This window comes from Pseudomonas sp. 1121_17, assembly GCF_052850745.1.
Genome location: NZ_VXCX01000011.1, coordinates 209,916 through 225,255, shown reverse-complemented (window position 1 = coordinate 225,255; position 15,340 = coordinate 209,916). Strand labels below are relative to the sequence as shown.

The window sequence follows — 15,340 nt, the reverse complement described above, 5'->3', positions numbered from 1 at the left end:
CGACTACACCGTCAACATCGACAGCAACGGCAAGGGCTCCATTCAGGTCCCGAACCCGAACAGCGAAGACGTGTACAAAGACGCTAGCGAGTTGGTGGCCACCGTCACCGGCGGCACCGGCGGCAACTTCGAGAAGATCGAAACCGGCGCGACTGGCACAGCACAAATTGCTGACACCGAAACCCCAGTCAGCGTAACCATCACGCCGCAAGCTGCGACTGAAGCTGACGCCAACGTCATCTTCAACTTCCAGATGAGCAAGCCGCCGCAGGCTGGCAGCGACCCAGTGGTACTGGTCGTCAAAGTCGGCGCCAGCAACTACAACGTCTCGATCAACAGCCAAGGCCAAGGCACGCTGAGCGTACCTAACCCGAACACCGAAGACGTCTTCAATGACGCCAGCAAGCTGGTTGCGACCGTGGTCAGCGGCAGCGGTGGCAACTACGAGAAGATCGAAACCGGCGCAACCGCGATTGCCGATATCGCCGACACCATCGATACCGTCTACGCGAAGATCAGCATGGTCGGTACCGGTTCGGTCAACGAAGGCGGCAACCTGACCTACAAGGTCGAGCTGGTCGACAAGTCGGGCAACTCGATCAGTGTGCCAACCGGCAAGTCGGTTTCGGTCAACCTGGAATGGTCCGGCAATGCTGATGCCAGCGACATTGAAGGTACGCTGCCAACCAGCGTGACCATCACTGGCGGCAAGAGCAGCGTCGAGTTCAACGTCAAGACCTTCGACGACACCAAGATCGAAAGCAGCGAGACGCTGACCGCCACCATCAAGCAGGTCAACGACAACAATCAGGTGTTCGAGAACCTCGCGGTGGGCAGCCAGAACGTCGCCACCGGCACCATCATCGACAACGACAAAGGCCCGGTCATCACCGCGCCTGGTAGTGCTTCGATCATCGAGAGCGGTACTGCGGGTGGTGCCGATGTGGTGTTGGTGCTCGACCGTTCGGGCAGTATGGGGCCGAAGGGCAATGGCGACGGCGGCAGCGACCCGGATGGCAGCGGGCCGTATACCTCGCGCCTGCAGATGCTCAAGGACGCGGTCAAGAACCTGTTCGACTCCGGTACTGTGCATTCGGTGTTTATCGTGTCGTTCGGCTCCAGTGCCACCTTCCACACTTCCGGTAAAGATGGCGGCTGGTTCACCAACCTGGATGACGCCTATGCGGCCATCGACGCCCTCAAGGCTGGCACCCAGACCTACTACAACAGTGCCCTGAACACGGTCATCAACAACTACACGGCGCCGCCGCCGGGCGGTAACAAGCTGGTCAACATCTTCATGTCCGACGGTGTGCCTACCAGCGGCCAGGGCGCCAATGAAAACAACTGGATCAACTTCCTTGATCAGAAAGGTTTCAATGACTCCTTCGCTGTAGGCTTCGGCGGGCTGAGCAATACCGACAAGAACTACCTTGAGCCGATCGGCTGGAAGCCAGGTGAAACCGCCGGTTCCATCACTCAAGGTGTGAATGACAACCACGTGCTGGTCGTCGATACCTCGCTCAGTGCTCTGACTCAGGCGCTGGTGGGTAGCGTCGGCGGCAGCGCGGTGTCCGGCAACGTGACCGACAACGCCACCAGCGGTACCGCGGGCTGGGCCAGCAATGGCTGGAAACTGGCGTCGGTGGAGTACAACGGGGTTACCTACTCGTTCACCAGTGCCACCGACTCCAAGACCCTCGACCTGGGCAATGTCGGCAAGGTAGTGATCAAGTCCGATGGCAGTTACACCTTCTCGGGCAAGGACAACTTCGACACGGCCGATTCGCTGTCGGCAGTGGTCAAGTTCACGGTCAAGGATGCTGCTGGCAACACCGCGTCCTCGTCGCTGACCCTGACTGTCAACGACCGCAGCGACCCAATCGCTGGCAACGACGATGTGACCGCCACACTGACCTCGAAAACGGTCATGGGCGCGCCAACCGACGTTACCTTGGCCAGCTTCACAAGCGGCGAGAAGAGCCAGTGGCGGTTCGAGAACGCAGTCGATCGCGACACGCCTAACCCGGCAGCCGACACCGGCCGCTGGCAGGTGAGTTCGGTGGTCGGCACCACGGCGGATGCCAGTGTCAGCAGCGGCAGCAATCCGACCCTCGTGCTGACGGATCGCAACGGTAATAGCTACGGCGATGCCTCGATCCTGACCCCGCTGTACAAAGCGGTGGGCGGCGAGACGATGTCGTTCAAGGCGGTAGCTTCGCTGTCGACAGTGAATTACTGGTTTTCGACCGAGAAAGACACTGCGGCCTGGACGCTGTTCAAGAGCACCGATGGCGTCAACTGGACCGTGGCCGGAGGCGGCTCGATCGCCAACGGTACCTCCACCATCACCACCGATGCGCTGGAAGCGAACGCCCAGTACCGCGTGCAACTGAGCGTGCATGACGACACCAGCAGCTTCTCCTCCGGCAGCGCCAATATCAGCTTCGATGACTTCAAAGTCACCGTACCTGGCGCCCCAGTAGTGGAATGGACTGCAACACCAGTCACCGGCACGGTAGCTGCCAACGACTCGTGGGGCACTGACGGCGAAGTCTCGACCCTGGCAATCAAGGTCAACGGCGCATGGGTCGATGTACCAACAGGCGGCACCACCGTCGACGGTCAGTACGGCAGCCTGGTGATCGCCAAAGACGGCTCGTACACCTACACCCCGACTGCGAGCAAAGACGGCGTCGGCCACATGGATCAGTTCGATTACAAGCTGACCCAGCCGGACGGCGATACCGACACCGCGCACCTGTACGTGACCATTCAAGGTACCGGCCCAGGCGCAGCTGGCGTGGCGGCACCGGCGTGGACCAGCGGCAATGACACGCTGCTGGGCGGCGACGGTAACGACAACATCTTCGGCGGTGCCGGCAACGACACGCTGATCGGCGGCAAGGGCAATGACATCCTCACCGGCGGCAGCGGTGCCGACCTGTTCGTCTGGAAAGCGGGCCACACCGGCAACGATGTGATCACCGACTTCAAGGCGTCCGAAGGCGACCGCATCGACCTCAGCGAACTGCTCCAGGGCGAGAAGGGCAGCACCATCGACAACTATCTGAAGATGACCACCGTGCAAGGCGACACCGTTCTGCAGATCAGCAGCGATGGCAAGCTCAACGTTCAAGATGGCACCAATCACGTCGATACCACTATCACCGTGCAGGGCGTCAACTGGTCGAACAGCTCCATCAACTCGCTGATTAGCGGTGCCGATCCGTTGATCAAGGTCGACAACCACAACGGCTGATGTTCACCCGCCAGCAGCAGGCAACTGCTGCTGGCGTTGTGCACTGATTTGACTCCGGCCTCGTCGCAGCTTGCCTGCAACGAGGCCGAAGTCGTGTTGGGCTACCTCAAGCGTTATTCTGCCCCTATCGCAACCAGAAGGATTCACCGTGACAACGGATCACAGCCTGTATTACGTGCAGCGCGACGCCGATGGGCGCCTGTCGCGGGTCGACGCCAAGGCTTTTGAAGGCCATACCGAAACCCTGCCGGGTGACCACGTCGAGGTCCTGCATTGGCTGGCCGACGATGTTATCGGCAACAGCCTCAACCAGCTCAAACAGAGCGATCTGGACATGATCCGGGTGCTCGAGGACTTGATCGAAGTGCTGACCAACAAAGGCGTGCTGAGCATTACCGACCTGCCGGCCGGCGCTCAGGCCAAGCTGCTCAACCGCTCTAGCGCACGCCGTGCCTTGGGTGGGTTGAGCAACCTGATAGAAGAAGATCATGGGAGCGGGCTGATCTGAATGAACGCCCCGGCCTCAGTCCAGAGGCCGGGCGGTCCCTACCTGGGGTAAGCGCTGTGGCTCAGTCCTGATATTGAGCCGCAGCGCTGCTCAAGGTACGCCCGATTTCCTCACGCAGTGGCTGCGGCAGCTCGACCACCAGGCTGTCGCCCTGACTCAGCAGCCACCAGCGCAGCGGCCAGCCGTCGCTGACCGTCGCGCGCAGGCGGTGGCCGTGTTCCAGCGCGGTCAACTGCATGTCCGGGGTCAACGGCGCGTCACGCAGCTGCCGGGCGAGCAGATCGCTGATCCACGCCTGCAGCTCAATGCCATCACCCTGCACCGGCTGCAGCGCATCCCCGCGCAGGTACGCCTGCAAATCGAAATTGCCGCGCAGCTCGCTTACTGCTGCCGCTGACCAGTGCCAGCCAAACGGGATGCTCTTGTCATTGCGCTCAAGCGGGAAGATCAACGCAAGCTCGTTGAGGTCGCGCTCGACCGTGCGTTTGCTGACGATAAAGCCGACGTCACGCAACCCCCAGACCAACTCGGCGCTGGTAATGCCGGGCGAGCGGCTAGGCAGCTGACGTAGCAGGGCCCATTGACGGCTGAGGGTGGCGCGAGTAGTGGCGAACGGCAAAGGTAAACGTCCTTGTCTAGGCTTGCCGCACCAGAATGGCGGCACAGGGCGCGCATGGCAATTAGCCACACCTCGCTCAGATCAATGAACCTGCATTTGGTTGCCTGGGTTCGAATCGTTCGCGACAGGTTTCGTCGTAGCATGCCGCAGAATCACGCCTCACCACGGCTGTGGTTGGGTTGTGAAGCGTTCAATGAGGATGAACATGTCTGCTGCCAGCAATATCCATTCGCTGCTCGCGCGTCTTTTACCGGCGCGGATAATCCCTGTGCCGATTCCTCCGCGCCAGCGTCAGCACCTGTTCACCGGTGTCGGTCTACCCAGCCACTGCGGGCAGTTGGGCGAGCGCCCTGGTCTGGTCAATCGCCTGGATGAAGCCGTCGACCTGCAGGCGGTGTATGCCGACCTGCGCCGGCTCGCGCTGGCGGGCAACATCGCTGCACTGAACGACCTTGGCTGGATCTGGCTCAACGGCAAGTACTGGCTGGCAGATACGGTCCTGGCTGGGCATCTGCTGCGCATGGCCGCGCTACAGGGCAATGCTGCCGCCTGGTTCAATCTTGGCCAGCAGCACTACTTCGGCAAAGGCGTGGCGGTGTGTTACGAGCAAGCTGCCGAATGCTATCGCCAGGCATTCGAGGGCGGCCTGCTGCACGCTGCCGCAGCGTTGGGCGACCTGTTCGAAGAGGAAGTCTGCGACGCTGAGCAGGAATGGATGGTTGACCCGGTCGAGGCGCTGCGCTGGTTCATGCGCGGGGCCAAACTGGGCGAGGCACGCTGTCGGTTCGAGGTCGGCCATCGTTTTCTGCATGGGCTGTATGTCGAGGCCGATATCAAGGCCGCCCTGTACTGGCTGGAGCTGGCGGCAGCCGCCGGGGTGATGCAGGCAGCAGAAGAGCTGGCGGTGCATTTCAGCAGCCGCAACATTGCCCGTTACAAGGATTGGCGTGATCAGGCGATCCAGATGGGCAGCAACCTTGCCTTGACCATGAAGCTTGAAGACCAGGTTCAGCGCTGAGGTGCATGAATAACCTTTCATCCTCGCAGCTCATCGCCGGCGGTTGACGCGGGGGGTGGGGCAGGGCGTATATTGATAGTTAGCAAACTATGAATATATTTTCCGGTTACTCCATGACACTCGATTCACTGCACCTGCAAGTCAGCAGCGGCATGGTGGTTGGCGCACGCCACTGGCGGCGTATCTGCCATACAGCCCTGACCAGCTATGGTATTTCCGAAGCCTGCGCGGTGCCGCTGTTGATGATCGTGCGCCTGGGCGATGGCGTGCATCAGGTTGCGGTGGCCAACGCTGCCGGGCTGGAGAGCCCGTCACTGGTGCGCCTGCTCGACCAGCTGTGCCGAGCCGGGCTGGTCTGTCGCAGTGAAGACCCGCTCGATCGTCGGGCCAAGGCGCTGAGCCTGTCTGCCGAGGGCCGGGTACTCGCCGAGTCGATCGAAGGCGAGCTGGTGCGTCTGCGGCGTGACATCCTCAAGGGCATCAGCCAGGCTGATCTGGAGGCCTCGCTGCGAGTGATCCGGGCCTTCGAAGGCGCCGCTCAAGGGCCCATTGAGGGCCTGGCATGAACGGCTTCTTCAGCTCGATGCCGCCCGCCCGCGACTGGTTCTACGGCGTGCGCACCTTTGCCGCGTCGATGATCGCCCTGTACATCGCCCTGCTGATGCAGCTGCCGCGCCCGTACTGGGCGATGGCTACGGTGTACATCGTCTCCAGCCCTTTCGTTGGCCCTACCAGCTCCAAGGCCCTGTACCGCGCCCTCGGCACGCTGCTCGGCGCAGGCGGGGCGATCCTGCTGGTACCGCCGCTGGTACAGTCGCCGTTGTTGCTGTCGGGGGCCATCGCCCTGTGGACCGGGACCTTGCTGTTCCTCTCGCTGAACCTGCGCACCGCCAACAACTACGTGCTGATGCTGGCGGGCTATACCTTGCCGATGATTGCTCTGGCGGTAGTCGACGACCCGCTGGCGGTGTTCGACGTCGCCTCGTCGCGGGCCCAGGAGATCTGCCTGGGCATCGTTTGCGCAGCGGTGGTAGGCGCGATCTTCTGGCCGCGGCGGCTGGCGCCGGTGGTAGTCGGTTCGACCGGCAATTGGTTCGCCGAAGCGATCCGCTACAGCGACAGCTACCTGGCCCGTGATGTCGCGGTCGACAATGTCGCCGCCCTGCGCGCCTCGATGGTTGCCACCTTCAACAGCCTCGAGCTGATGATCGGCCAGCTCGGTCACGAAGGCGCCGGCCCGCATACTTTGAAGAATGCCCGCGAACTGCGTGGCCGGATGATCCACCTGCTGCCGGTCATCGATGCCCTTGACGACGCCCTGCGCGCTCTCGAAGGCCGCGCGCCAGCGCAGTTCAGCCTGATTCAGCCGCTGCTGGCCGATGCTCGCGATTGGCTGCAAGGCAGCGCCGAGGATGCTTCGGTACTGCGCTGGCGCGCCCTCAGAGACAAACTCGAATCTCGGCAACCAAGCGCTGCCGCGCTCGATCAGCGGCCGGAACTACTGCTCTCCAACGCGCTTTACCGACTGACCGAATGGGTCGACCTGTGGCAGGACTGCTGCGCCCTGCAACATGCTTTGCGCGCCGATGACGCCACGCCCTGGCGGGCGGTCTACCGGCATTGGCGGCTGGGCCGGCTGACGCCGTTTTTCGACCGTGGGCTGATGCTCTACTCGGTGTTCTCCACGGTTACTGCGATCATCGTCGCCTGCGCATTGTGGATTGGCCTGGGCTGGCACGACGGCGCCAGCGCAGTGATCCTCGCTGCGGTCGCCTGCAGCTTCTTCGCCGCCATGGATGACCCCGCACCGCAGATCTACCGGTTCTTCTTCTGGACCCTGCTGTCGGTGATCTTCTCCAGCCTGTACTTGTTCCTGGTGCTGCCCAACCTGCACGACTTCCCGATGCTGGTGCTGGCCTTCGCCGTGCCGTTCATCTGCGTCGGCACGCTGACCGTGCAGCCGCGCTTCTACCTCGGCACCTTGCTGACCATCGTCAACACCGCGACCTTTGTCAGCATCCAGGGTGCCTACGATGCCGACTTCTTCACCTTCCTCAACGCCAACCTGGCAGGCCCGGTGGGCTTGCTGTTCGCGTTCATCTGGACCCTGCTGCTGCGCCCGTTCGGCGTCGAGCTGGCGGCCAAACGGCTGACCCGTTTTGCCTGGCGCGACATCGTCGAAATCACCCAGCCAGCGCCGTTGGCCGAGCAGCGCAAAGTCGGTGTACAGATGCTCGACCGCCTTATGCAACACCTGCCGCGGCTGGCGCAGACTGGCCAGGACAGCGGCGTGGCCCTGCGTGACCTGCGCGTGGGCCTGAACCTGCTGGACTTACAGGCCTACCTGCCGCGGACTGGCCTGCAAGCGCGCGAGGCGCTGCAGACGGTGATCGAAGAAGTCGGCGCCCACTATGCGCAGTGCCTGCGCGCCGGCGAACGCCTGCATGCGCCGGCAGAGTTGCTGCGCAACATGGAGCGCGCCCGGCAGAGCCTGGCGCTGGACGATCTGCACGACCGTGGCGATGCCCGCGTGCATTTGCTGCACGCCTTGAGCGGCCTGCGCCTGGCCTTGCTGCCGGGTGTCGAGGTGATGCTTGAGCCCAGTGCCCCCGCGCAACTGCCTGATGGCATCGATGGAGCCCCGCTGTGATTGGTGAACTGGATATCAGCGGGGTGTTCCTGCCCACGCTCCTGGTGATGATGATCGGCACCTACCTGCTGTTTCTTGGCGTGCACGCTGTGCTGGTGCGCCTGCATTTCTACCGCCTGGTCTGGCACCGGGCGTTGTTCAACGTTGCCCTGTATGCCGTGCTGCTTGGCGCGGTAGACCACTTTTGCCGAAGCCTGATGCTGCCATGAAAAAACCTTTGTTGACCTTGGGCCGTGTGGTCCTGACCCTGCTGGTAGTGACCTTTGCCGCCGTGCTGATCTGGCAGATGGTGGTGTACTACATGTTCGCCCCGTGGACCCGCGACGGCCACATCCGCGCCGACGTGATCCAGATCGCCCCGGACGTGTCCGGGCTGATCCAGCGCGTCGAGGTGCGCGACAACCAGGTGATCAAGCGCGGCGACGTGCTCTTCAGCATCGACCAGGATCGCTTCAGCCTGGCCCTGCGCCACGCCCAAGCGACCTTGAACGAGCGCCAGGAAACCCTCGCTCAAGCCATCCGCGAAACCCGGCGCAACAAAAAGCTGGGCAACCTGGTCGCGGCCGAGCAGTTGGAAGAAAGCCAATCGCGTGAAGCCCGCGCCCGCTCGGCGGTCAATCAGGCTCAGGTCGCAGTCGACAGCGCGCAACTCAACCTTGATCGCTCGGTAGTGCGCAGCCCGGTCGACGGCTATCTCAACGACCGCGCCCCGCGTGCCCATGAGTTCGTCACCGCCGGCCGTGCAGTGCTATCGGTAGTCGACAGCGGCTCGTACCACGTCGATGGTTATTTCGAAGAGACCAAGCTCGGCGGCATCCATATCGGCGATGCCGTCGACATCCGCGTGATGGGTGACGACACCCGCCTACGTGGCCATGTCGAAAGCTTTGCCGCCGGCATCGAAGACCGTGACCGTAGCAGCGGCGCCAACCTGCTGCCCAACGTCAACCCGGCGTTCAGCTGGGTACGCCTGGCCCAGCGCATCCCGGTGCGGATTGCCTTCGATCAGGTGCCAGCCGACTTCCGCATGATCGCCGGGCGCACGGCCACAGTGACTATCCTCGAGGGCCAGCGCCCATGAAACGCCTGTTGCTGATTGGCCTGAGCCTGTCACTCGGCGCCTGCCAGATGGTCGGCCCCGACTATCAGGTACCAGAGGACGCTGCGGTCCAGCGCAGCGACCTCAACGGCGCCTTGCGCCAGGACGCCGAAAGCGTGGTCTCGGCACCGGTGCCGGAGGACTGGTGGCAGCTCTACCAGGACCCGCGTCTGAACCAGCTGGTACGCCAGGCCTTGGCCAGCAACAGCGAACTGCGCGTGGCGGCAGCCAACATCGCCAAGGCCCGCGCCCAGCTTGAGGTCGCTGAATCGCAGGGCGGCTTTGGCGGTTCCGGCAAGCTTGCTGCGCAACGCCTGCAGGAGTCTGGCGAAGCCTTCCTGCAACCGGAAAAAGTCCCGGTCGCAAACATCGGCGAAGCGATCATCAGCGCTTCCTATCAGTTCGACCTGTGGGGCACCTTCAAGCGCGGCACCGAGGCCGCCCAGGCCAATGCCGACGCCGTCCAGGCCGCCGCTGACACTGCCCGCATCACTTTGGTGGCCGACGTGGTCAAGGCTTATACGCAGGTGTGCTCGGCCAACGAAGAGCTGCACATCGCTCGCCAGTCGCTGGACCTGCAACAGCAAGGCGTGCAACTGACCCAGCGCCTGCGTGATGCCGGCCGTGGTGATGAAACCCAGGTCACCCGCTCGCAAACCCAGCTCAAGTCGTTGAGCGCCGAGCTGCCGCGTTTTCAGGCTGAGCGCGAGACGGGCTTGTATACCCTGGCGGCGCTGCTGGCGAAACCTGTCGAGCAACTGCCGGCAGGCACTGCCGATTGTGCCGAGCTGCCGCATCTGGCCCAGCTAATCCCGGTGGGTGATGGCGCTGCACTGCTCAAACGCCGCCCCGACGTGCGCCAGGCCGAACGCCAGTTGGCAGCCGCTACAGCGAGCATCGGTGTCGCTACGGGCGCGTTGTACCCGAACATCAGCATCGGCGCTCAGGTCGGCACCATCGGCATCCTCGACAACCTCGGCGAGCCGTCTACCAACCGCTGGGGCTTTGGCCCGCTGGTCAGCTGGACCATCCCCACCAACGGCACCCGTGCCCGCATTCGCGAGGCCGAGGCCTCGACGCAAGCAGCCCTGGCCCATTTCGACGGCGTGGTCCTCAACGCCATCCGCGAGACCCAGACCCGGCTGGCGCAGTACAGCGCCCTGCTCGACCGGCGCGATGCCCTGGCCGAGGCCGAGCGCTCGGCTCAGCAGGCGGCCGAGCAAACCCACCGCTACTTCCAGGCCGGGCGCGAGTCGTTCCTGGCGGACCTGCAGGCGACCCGCACCTACACCGACATGCGCGGGCAGCTGGCCGCGGCCAACAGCCAGGTGGCGATGGGGCAGATCAGTGTGTTCCTGGCGTTGGGCGGTGGTTGGAAAGACCCCGCAGGCAAGTGATTCAGGCGGTGCTCAGTGGGCCTACGAGCCTGGCCGGTACTGCAACGCCTCGGCCAGATGCGCACGGCCGATGTTGTCCAGCTGCTCCAGATCAGCCAAGGTCCGCGCCACCTTGAGCAGCCGATGGGCCGCGCGCAGTGACAAGGTCAGGCGCTCGCAGGCGTTCTCCAGCCAGCTCTGGTCCCCGGCACTCAACCCGCAATAACGGCGCAGGCCATTGAGGTCGAGAAATGCATTGGCGCAGCCCTGCCGGCGTTGCTGGCGCTCACGGGCCTCGGCCACCACTGCGGCAACGCTGGCACTGGTTTCGCCGCTGGGCTGGTTGGTCAGCACTGTGCTTTCCCGCGCCACGGTCAGGTGCAGGTCAATCCGATCGAGTAGCGGCCCAGACAGCTTGTTGCGGTAACGCTGGATCAGTTCGGTGCTGCAGCGACAACGCCCTGTAGGGTCACCCAGGTAGCCGCAGGGGCACGGGTTCATTGCCGCCACCAACTGAAAGCGGGCAGGGAAGCGTACCTTGTCCTTGGCCCGCGCCACCACGATCTCGCCGCTCTCCAGTGGCTCGCGCAACACCTCCAGCACGCGCCGCTCGAACTCAGGTAGTTCATCAAGAAACAGCACACCGTGGTGGGCGAGGGTGATCTCCCCCGGCTGCGGCCGACTGCCGCCACCCACCAGGGCCGGCCCAGAGGCCGAGTGATGCGGATGCCGGAACGGCCGCTGCGGCCAGCTGTTCAACGGAGTACGCCCGCTCACCGACTGAATCGCCGCCACCTCCAGCGCCTCATGTTCATCCAGCGGCGGCAGCAAGCCGGGCAAGCGGCTGGCGAGCAAGGTCTTGCCGGTGCCTGGCGGGCCGGTGAACAGCAGATTGTGGGCACCCGCCGCCGCCAGCAGTAGCGCCCGTTTGGCAGCCACCTGGCCCTGCACTTCACTCAAATCCGGGTAAGGCTTGCTCTGCAGCACCAACCCATTGGCCGCATAAGGCGCCAACGGCACCTGACCATTGAGGTGAGCGACCAGCTCCTGCAGATGGGCAACCGCATACACCACCAGCCCACTGGCCAGGCTCGCCTCCTCGGCATTGTCCCGCGGCACCACCAGTGCCCGGCCGGCATCGCGTGCCGCCAGCGCTGCAGGCAGTACCCCCTGCACCGCCCGCACGGCACCGGACAAGGCCAACTCGCCCAGGCACTCGATCTCGCTCAGCTGGGCAACCGGCACCTGCGCATCGGCCGCCAGAATGCCCAGGGCAATGGCCAGGTCGTAGCGCCCGCCGTCCTTGGGCAGGTCGGCAGGGGCGAGGCTCTGGGTGATACGCCGGGCAGGGTAATTCAGGCCCGAGTTGACGATGGCGCTGCGCACCCGGTCCTTGCTCTCTTTGACGGTGGTTTCCGGCAGGCCGACCAGCGTCAGCGTGGGCAAGCCATTGGCGAGATGGGTCTCGACACTGACGGCAGGCGCCTCGACGCCGACCTGGGCGCGGCTGTGAACAAGGGCGAGGGACATGGACACTCCGTAGTCGCTGATGAAAGCCGCGTCCTGCGGCACGTCATCAGCGTAGCGGGGTGTGGTGTGGCTGCTTCGGGAAGAGTGCTTCTGGGTTTTGCAGGGAGCCTTTAGGAAGCCGCTTGATCTGCCGCCGGTTCAGCCGCCTGCGTCGCTGGCGCAGCACTCATCCGCGCATCCAGCTCGGCAACCTGCTTCTCCAGCGCCTCAAGCCGCGCACGGGTGCGTGCAAGCACGACCATCTGGCTGTCGAATTCTTCCCGGCTGACCAGGTCGAGCTTGCTGAAAGCGCCCTGCATAAGCACCTTGAACTGGCTTTCCAGTTCAGCGCGGGGCTGGGCGGTGTCACCGCTGAACAGGCGCGAGGCCTGGTCGCTGAGGGCGTCTAGAAATGCTTTGGGCGCGAGCATGGTGGGCTGTCCGCTTGATCGAAAAAAGAGCCCAAGTGTAGCACGCCGGTGTAAAGGCCCTTTGCCGCACGCTTTTCGCGCATACAGCAGATAACAAGCGCACCAAAACCGTGCAGGTTTTCACTGATGGCGACTGGCCCAATCTGAACATTCCACGCAACTCGCTGTTTCCCGAGCATTTCCAGGTTTTGGCAAGGTTTCTGCAATGACCTTTACGAGCCATGCACTGATGCGGGTCCTTGTGACCAGGCAGTGCGCAGGCCACGCCGCGAGGCGTTTGTTCAGCGTCACCTGCAACATCGACGCCGAGCCATGCCAACGATGCGTTACAAAGCCGAGCACTGCGCTTAGACTTGAGACGGGTTTGTTTTCCTGGGGCAAGTCCACCAAATCGGGAGAGTTTCATGAAGCTAGTCACTGCCATCATCAAGCCGTTCAAACTGGACGACGTTCGCGAGTCGCTGTCGGAAATCGGCGTGCAGGGCATCACCGTCACCGAAGTCAAAGGCTTCGGTCGGCAGAAGGGCCACACCGAGCTGTATCGCGGTGCTGAATACGTGGTCGACTTCCTGCCAAAAGTGAAGATCGACGTCGCCATCGACGACAAGGATCTGGACCGGGTAATCGAGGCCATTACCAAGGCCGCCAACACCGGCAAGATCGGTGACGGCAAGATTTTCGTAGTCAATCTGGAGCAGGCGATCCGCATCCGTACCGGCGAAACCGATACCGACGCGATCTAAGCGACACAACAAAGCCTCACCAAACCCAACGCCCCAGGAGAAAACAACATGACTCTGCGTCAGATCGCAGGGCTAGGCGCCCTATTGTCCCTCGCAATGCCAGGCCTCGCGCTGGCCGAGGAAGCTGTCCCTACGCTGAACTCCGGCGACACCGCATGGATGCTCACTGCGACGGCGTTGGTACTGTTCATGACCATTCCAGGTCTGGCCCTGTTCTACGGCGGCATGGTCCGCTCCAAGAACGTGCTTTCGGTGATGATGCAGTGCTTCGCCATCACCGGCCTGATCAGCATCCTGTGGATGGTGTACGGCTATAGCCTGGCCTTCGATACCACCGGTATGGAAAAAGGCGTGCTCAACTTCAGCTCGTTCGTGGGCGGCTTCTCCAAAGCCTTCCTCAACGGCGTGACCCCAGCCAGCCTGACGGCGGCCTTCCCGGAAGCAGTGTTCATCACCTTCCAGATGACCTTCGCCATCATCACTCCCGCGCTGATCGTCGGTGCCTTCGCCGAGCGGATGAAGTTCTCGGCGATGCTGATCTTCATGGCAGTGTGGTTCACCCTGGTCTATGCGCCTATCGCGCACATGGTCTGGAGCGGCGATGGCGCACTGATGTGGGACTGGGGCGTACTCGACTTCGCTGGTGGCACTGTGGTGCACATCAACGCCGGTATCGCGGGCCTGGTCTGCTGCCTGGTGCTGGGCAAGCGTAAAGGCTACCCAACCACGCCAATGGCACCGCACAACCTGGGCTACACCCTGATCGGCGCAGCCATGCTGTGGATCGGCTGGTTCGGCTTCAACGCAGGCTCCGCCGCAGCTGCCAACGGCACCGCCGGCATGGCCATGCTGGTCACCCAGATCGCCACCGCCGCTGCGGCGCTGGGCTGGATGTTCGCCGAGTGGATCTTCCACGGCAAACCAAGCGCACTGGGCATCGCTTCGGGTGTAGTGGCAGGCCTGGTGGCAATTACCCCGGCAGCCGGCACCGTGGGCCCGATGGGCGCTCTGGTGATCGGCCTGGCCTCGGGTGTGATCTGCTACTTCTGCGCCACCAGCCTCAAGCGCAAGCTTGGCTATGACGACTCGCTGGATGCATTCGGTGTACACGGTATCGGCGGCATCGTCGGCGCCTTGCTCACCGGTATCTTCGCGGCACCGGCTCTGGGCGGCTTCGGCGCGGTGGACGACATCGGCGCGCAGTTCTGGATTCAGGCCAAGGGCGTGATCTTCACCGTGGTCTACACCGCTATCGTCACCTACATCATCCTCAAGGTGCTGGATATGGTGATGGGCCTGCGGGTCACCGAAGAAGAAGAGTCGGTCGGCCTCGACCTGGCGCAACACAACGAGCGTGGCTACAACCTGTAATCACGACGAAAAAAAATTGCCCGGTTCGCCGGGCATTTTTTTGTCTGAATTTCGCAGTTTCGTGCAGAGCAAACGGTTTATCCGTTACGTTCGCGACGTATGCCAAAAACTTACAACCTGCAGTGCGTTTATGGAGCTTTGCTTTTTCTGCGAGCACGCTAGAATGCGCGCCGGAGAGTGCTGAAGAGTTAATCTCGCGCTTCTTCCAGCCTTTGCTAGGCTTGCCAATATCGTATGGCCAGCACCGGCTCAGGGATTTCGTCAGGCTCTGCTAGCAGCAGGGTCTGCAGGGTAGCGCTGCTCATCCAGCGGCGCATGCTCAAGGGCAGTGGCCAAACCCACGGCCAGTTGAATTTTCACTGGTGGCTGCCGGTCTACGGCAACACTGGTCTATAACCAACCTGCTTTTCGCAAGCCATGAGGTAGAACATGAGCGACGACGATCTGGAAACTGACGACCTCGAAGTAGGCGACGAAGACGAGGCTGATGAAGGTCTTGAGGCTGCTGCCGATGACGGCGCCGAAGACGCTGGCGACGACACCCCGGTACCTGCTGCCAAAGGCAAGTCCAAGGCTGCCGTGACGGTAGACGACATGCCGAGCATGGAGGCCAAGCAGAAAGAGCGCGACGCCCTGGCCCGTGCCATGGAAGAGTTCTTGAATCGCGGTGGCAAGGTGCAGGAAGTGGAGGCCAATGTGGTCGCCGATCCGCCCAAGAAGCCCGACAACAAGTACGGCAGCCGCCCTATCTGAG

The 15,340-nt window shown here is 63.0% G+C and carries 14 protein-coding genes; 11 read left to right on the top strand and 3 right to left on the bottom strand.

What is annotated here, in order from left to right; translation table 11 throughout:
- Together FW789_RS19635 and FW789_RS19630 are read left to right on the top strand one after the other, a co-directional pair.
- Positions 1 to 3,262, top strand: a 3,262-nt coding sequence (locus tag FW789_RS19635; protein WP_446431911.1) for a type I secretion C-terminal target domain-containing protein, incomplete at its 5' end; no start/stop codon positions are given.
- A gap of 166 nt (positions 3,263 to 3,428) precedes the next feature.
- Positions 3,429 to 3,770: a tryptophan synthase subunit beta gene (locus FW789_RS19630; protein WP_446431914.1), complete on the top strand. Its 342-nt coding sequence runs from the start codon at positions 3,429 to 3,431 to the stop codon at positions 3,768 to 3,770.
- A gap of 61 nt (positions 3,771 to 3,831) precedes the next feature.
- On the opposite strand, the gene FW789_RS19625 is transcribed toward FW789_RS19630, so the two are convergent.
- Positions 3,832 to 4,389, bottom strand: coding sequence for a WYL domain-containing protein (locus FW789_RS19625; RefSeq protein ID WP_186701439.1), 558 nt, complete (start codon positions 4,387 to 4,389; stop codon positions 3,832 to 3,834).
- Positions 4,390 to 4,594: 205 nt separating this feature from the next.
- Between FW789_RS19625 and FW789_RS19620 the strand changes: the two genes are divergently transcribed.
- The 6 genes from FW789_RS19620 to FW789_RS19595 all read left to right on the top strand — a co-directional run bounded on the left by FW789_RS19620 (position 4,595) and on the right by FW789_RS19595 (position 10,553).
- Entirely contained in the window at positions 4,595 to 5,407 is an 813-nt protein-coding gene (locus tag FW789_RS19620; RefSeq protein ID WP_103435395.1) for a tetratricopeptide repeat protein, read from the top strand.
- A 113-nt stretch (positions 5,408 to 5,520) separates the two neighbouring features.
- Positions 5,521 to 5,973, top strand: a complete 453-nt coding sequence (locus FW789_RS19615) for a MarR family winged helix-turn-helix transcriptional regulator (protein WP_103435394.1) — start codon at positions 5,521 to 5,523, stop codon at positions 5,971 to 5,973.
- On the top strand, positions 5,970 to 8,057 hold the full coding sequence (locus FW789_RS19610; RefSeq protein ID WP_446431910.1) for an FUSC family protein: 2,088 nt from the start codon (positions 5,970 to 5,972) through the stop codon (positions 8,055 to 8,057). Before FW789_RS19615 ends, FW789_RS19610 begins: the two co-directional genes overlap by 4 nt.
- A complete protein-coding gene (locus tag FW789_RS19605; protein ID WP_101322650.1) occupies positions 8,054 to 8,266 on the top strand; it encodes a DUF1656 domain-containing protein in 213 nt (70 codons plus the stop codon). Before FW789_RS19610 ends, FW789_RS19605 begins: the two co-directional genes overlap by 4 nt.
- Positions 8,263 to 9,138: an efflux RND transporter periplasmic adaptor subunit gene (locus FW789_RS19600; RefSeq protein ID WP_446431909.1), complete on the top strand. Its 876-nt coding sequence runs from the start codon at positions 8,263 to 8,265 to the stop codon at positions 9,136 to 9,138. The genes FW789_RS19605 and FW789_RS19600 overlap by 4 nt, the downstream gene beginning before the upstream one ends.
- On the top strand, positions 9,135 to 10,553 hold the full coding sequence (locus tag FW789_RS19595) for an efflux transporter outer membrane subunit (RefSeq protein ID WP_446431908.1): 1,419 nt from the start codon (positions 9,135 to 9,137) through the stop codon (positions 10,551 to 10,553). The genes FW789_RS19600 and FW789_RS19595 overlap by 4 nt, the downstream gene beginning before the upstream one ends.
- A 21-nt stretch (positions 10,554 to 10,574) precedes the next feature.
- On the opposite strand, the gene FW789_RS19590 is transcribed toward FW789_RS19595, so the two are convergent.
- Positions 10,575 to 12,062 carry a YifB family Mg chelatase-like AAA ATPase gene (locus FW789_RS19590; RefSeq protein ID WP_103438671.1) on the bottom strand — a complete coding sequence of 496 codons (1,488 nt, stop codon included), beginning with the start codon at positions 12,060 to 12,062 and terminating at the stop codon, positions 10,575 to 10,577.
- Between the two features lie 110 nt (positions 12,063 to 12,172).
- Entirely contained in the window at positions 12,173 to 12,472 is a 300-nt protein-coding gene (locus tag FW789_RS19585; RefSeq protein WP_103435389.1) for an accessory factor UbiK family protein, read from the bottom strand.
- A gap of 404 nt (positions 12,473 to 12,876) precedes the next feature.
- Between FW789_RS19585 and glnK the strand changes: the two genes are divergently transcribed.
- The 3 genes from glnK (at position 12,877) to sutA (ending at position 15,339) form a co-directional block, all read left to right on the top strand.
- On the top strand, positions 12,877 to 13,215 hold the full coding sequence (gene glnK / locus FW789_RS19580) for a P-II family nitrogen regulator (RefSeq protein ID WP_002555808.1): 339 nt from the start codon (positions 12,877 to 12,879) through the stop codon (positions 13,213 to 13,215).
- Positions 13,216 to 13,263: 48 nt separating this feature from the next.
- Positions 13,264 to 14,586 (top strand): ammonium transporter, encoded by a 1,323-nt coding sequence (locus FW789_RS19575; protein ID WP_101322645.1) that lies wholly within the window; start codon positions 13,264 to 13,266, stop codon positions 14,584 to 14,586.
- 429 nt (positions 14,587 to 15,015) lie between these two features.
- Positions 15,016 to 15,339 carry a transcriptional regulator SutA gene (sutA, locus tag FW789_RS19570; protein WP_103435388.1) on the top strand — a complete coding sequence of 108 codons (324 nt, stop codon included), beginning with the start codon at positions 15,016 to 15,018 and terminating at the stop codon, positions 15,337 to 15,339.
- Position 15,340: the final 1 nt, after the last annotated feature.

What these genes read in the sequence shown, in the direction of transcription:
- FW789_RS19620 (WP_103435395.1), top strand. Translation starts at nt 4,595, where the DNA reads ATGTCTGCTGCCAGCAATATCCATTCGCTGCTCGCGCGTCTTTTACCG.
- glnK (WP_002555808.1), top strand. Translation starts at nt 12,877, where the DNA reads ATGAAGCTAGTCACTGCCATCATCAAGCCGTTCAAACTGGACGACGTT.
- FW789_RS19590 (WP_103438671.1), bottom strand. Translation starts at nt 12,062, where the DNA reads ATGTCCCTCGCCCTTGTTCACAGCCGCGCCCAGGTCGGCGTCGAGGCG.
- FW789_RS19615 (WP_103435394.1), top strand. Translation starts at nt 5,521, where the DNA reads ATGACACTCGATTCACTGCACCTGCAAGTCAGCAGCGGCATGGTGGTT.
- FW789_RS19595 (WP_446431908.1), top strand. Translation starts at nt 9,135, where the DNA reads ATGAAACGCCTGTTGCTGATTGGCCTGAGCCTGTCACTCGGCGCCTGC.
- FW789_RS19600 (WP_446431909.1), top strand. Translation starts at nt 8,263, where the DNA reads ATGAAAAAACCTTTGTTGACCTTGGGCCGTGTGGTCCTGACCCTGCTG.
- FW789_RS19575 (WP_101322645.1), top strand. Translation starts at nt 13,264, where the DNA reads ATGACTCTGCGTCAGATCGCAGGGCTAGGCGCCCTATTGTCCCTCGCA.
- sutA (WP_103435388.1), top strand. Translation starts at nt 15,016, where the DNA reads ATGAGCGACGACGATCTGGAAACTGACGACCTCGAAGTAGGCGACGAA.
- FW789_RS19610 (WP_446431910.1), top strand. Translation starts at nt 5,970, where the DNA reads ATGAACGGCTTCTTCAGCTCGATGCCGCCCGCCCGCGACTGGTTCTAC.
- FW789_RS19585 (WP_103435389.1), bottom strand. Translation starts at nt 12,472, where the DNA reads ATGCTCGCGCCCAAAGCATTTCTAGACGCCCTCAGCGACCAGGCCTCG.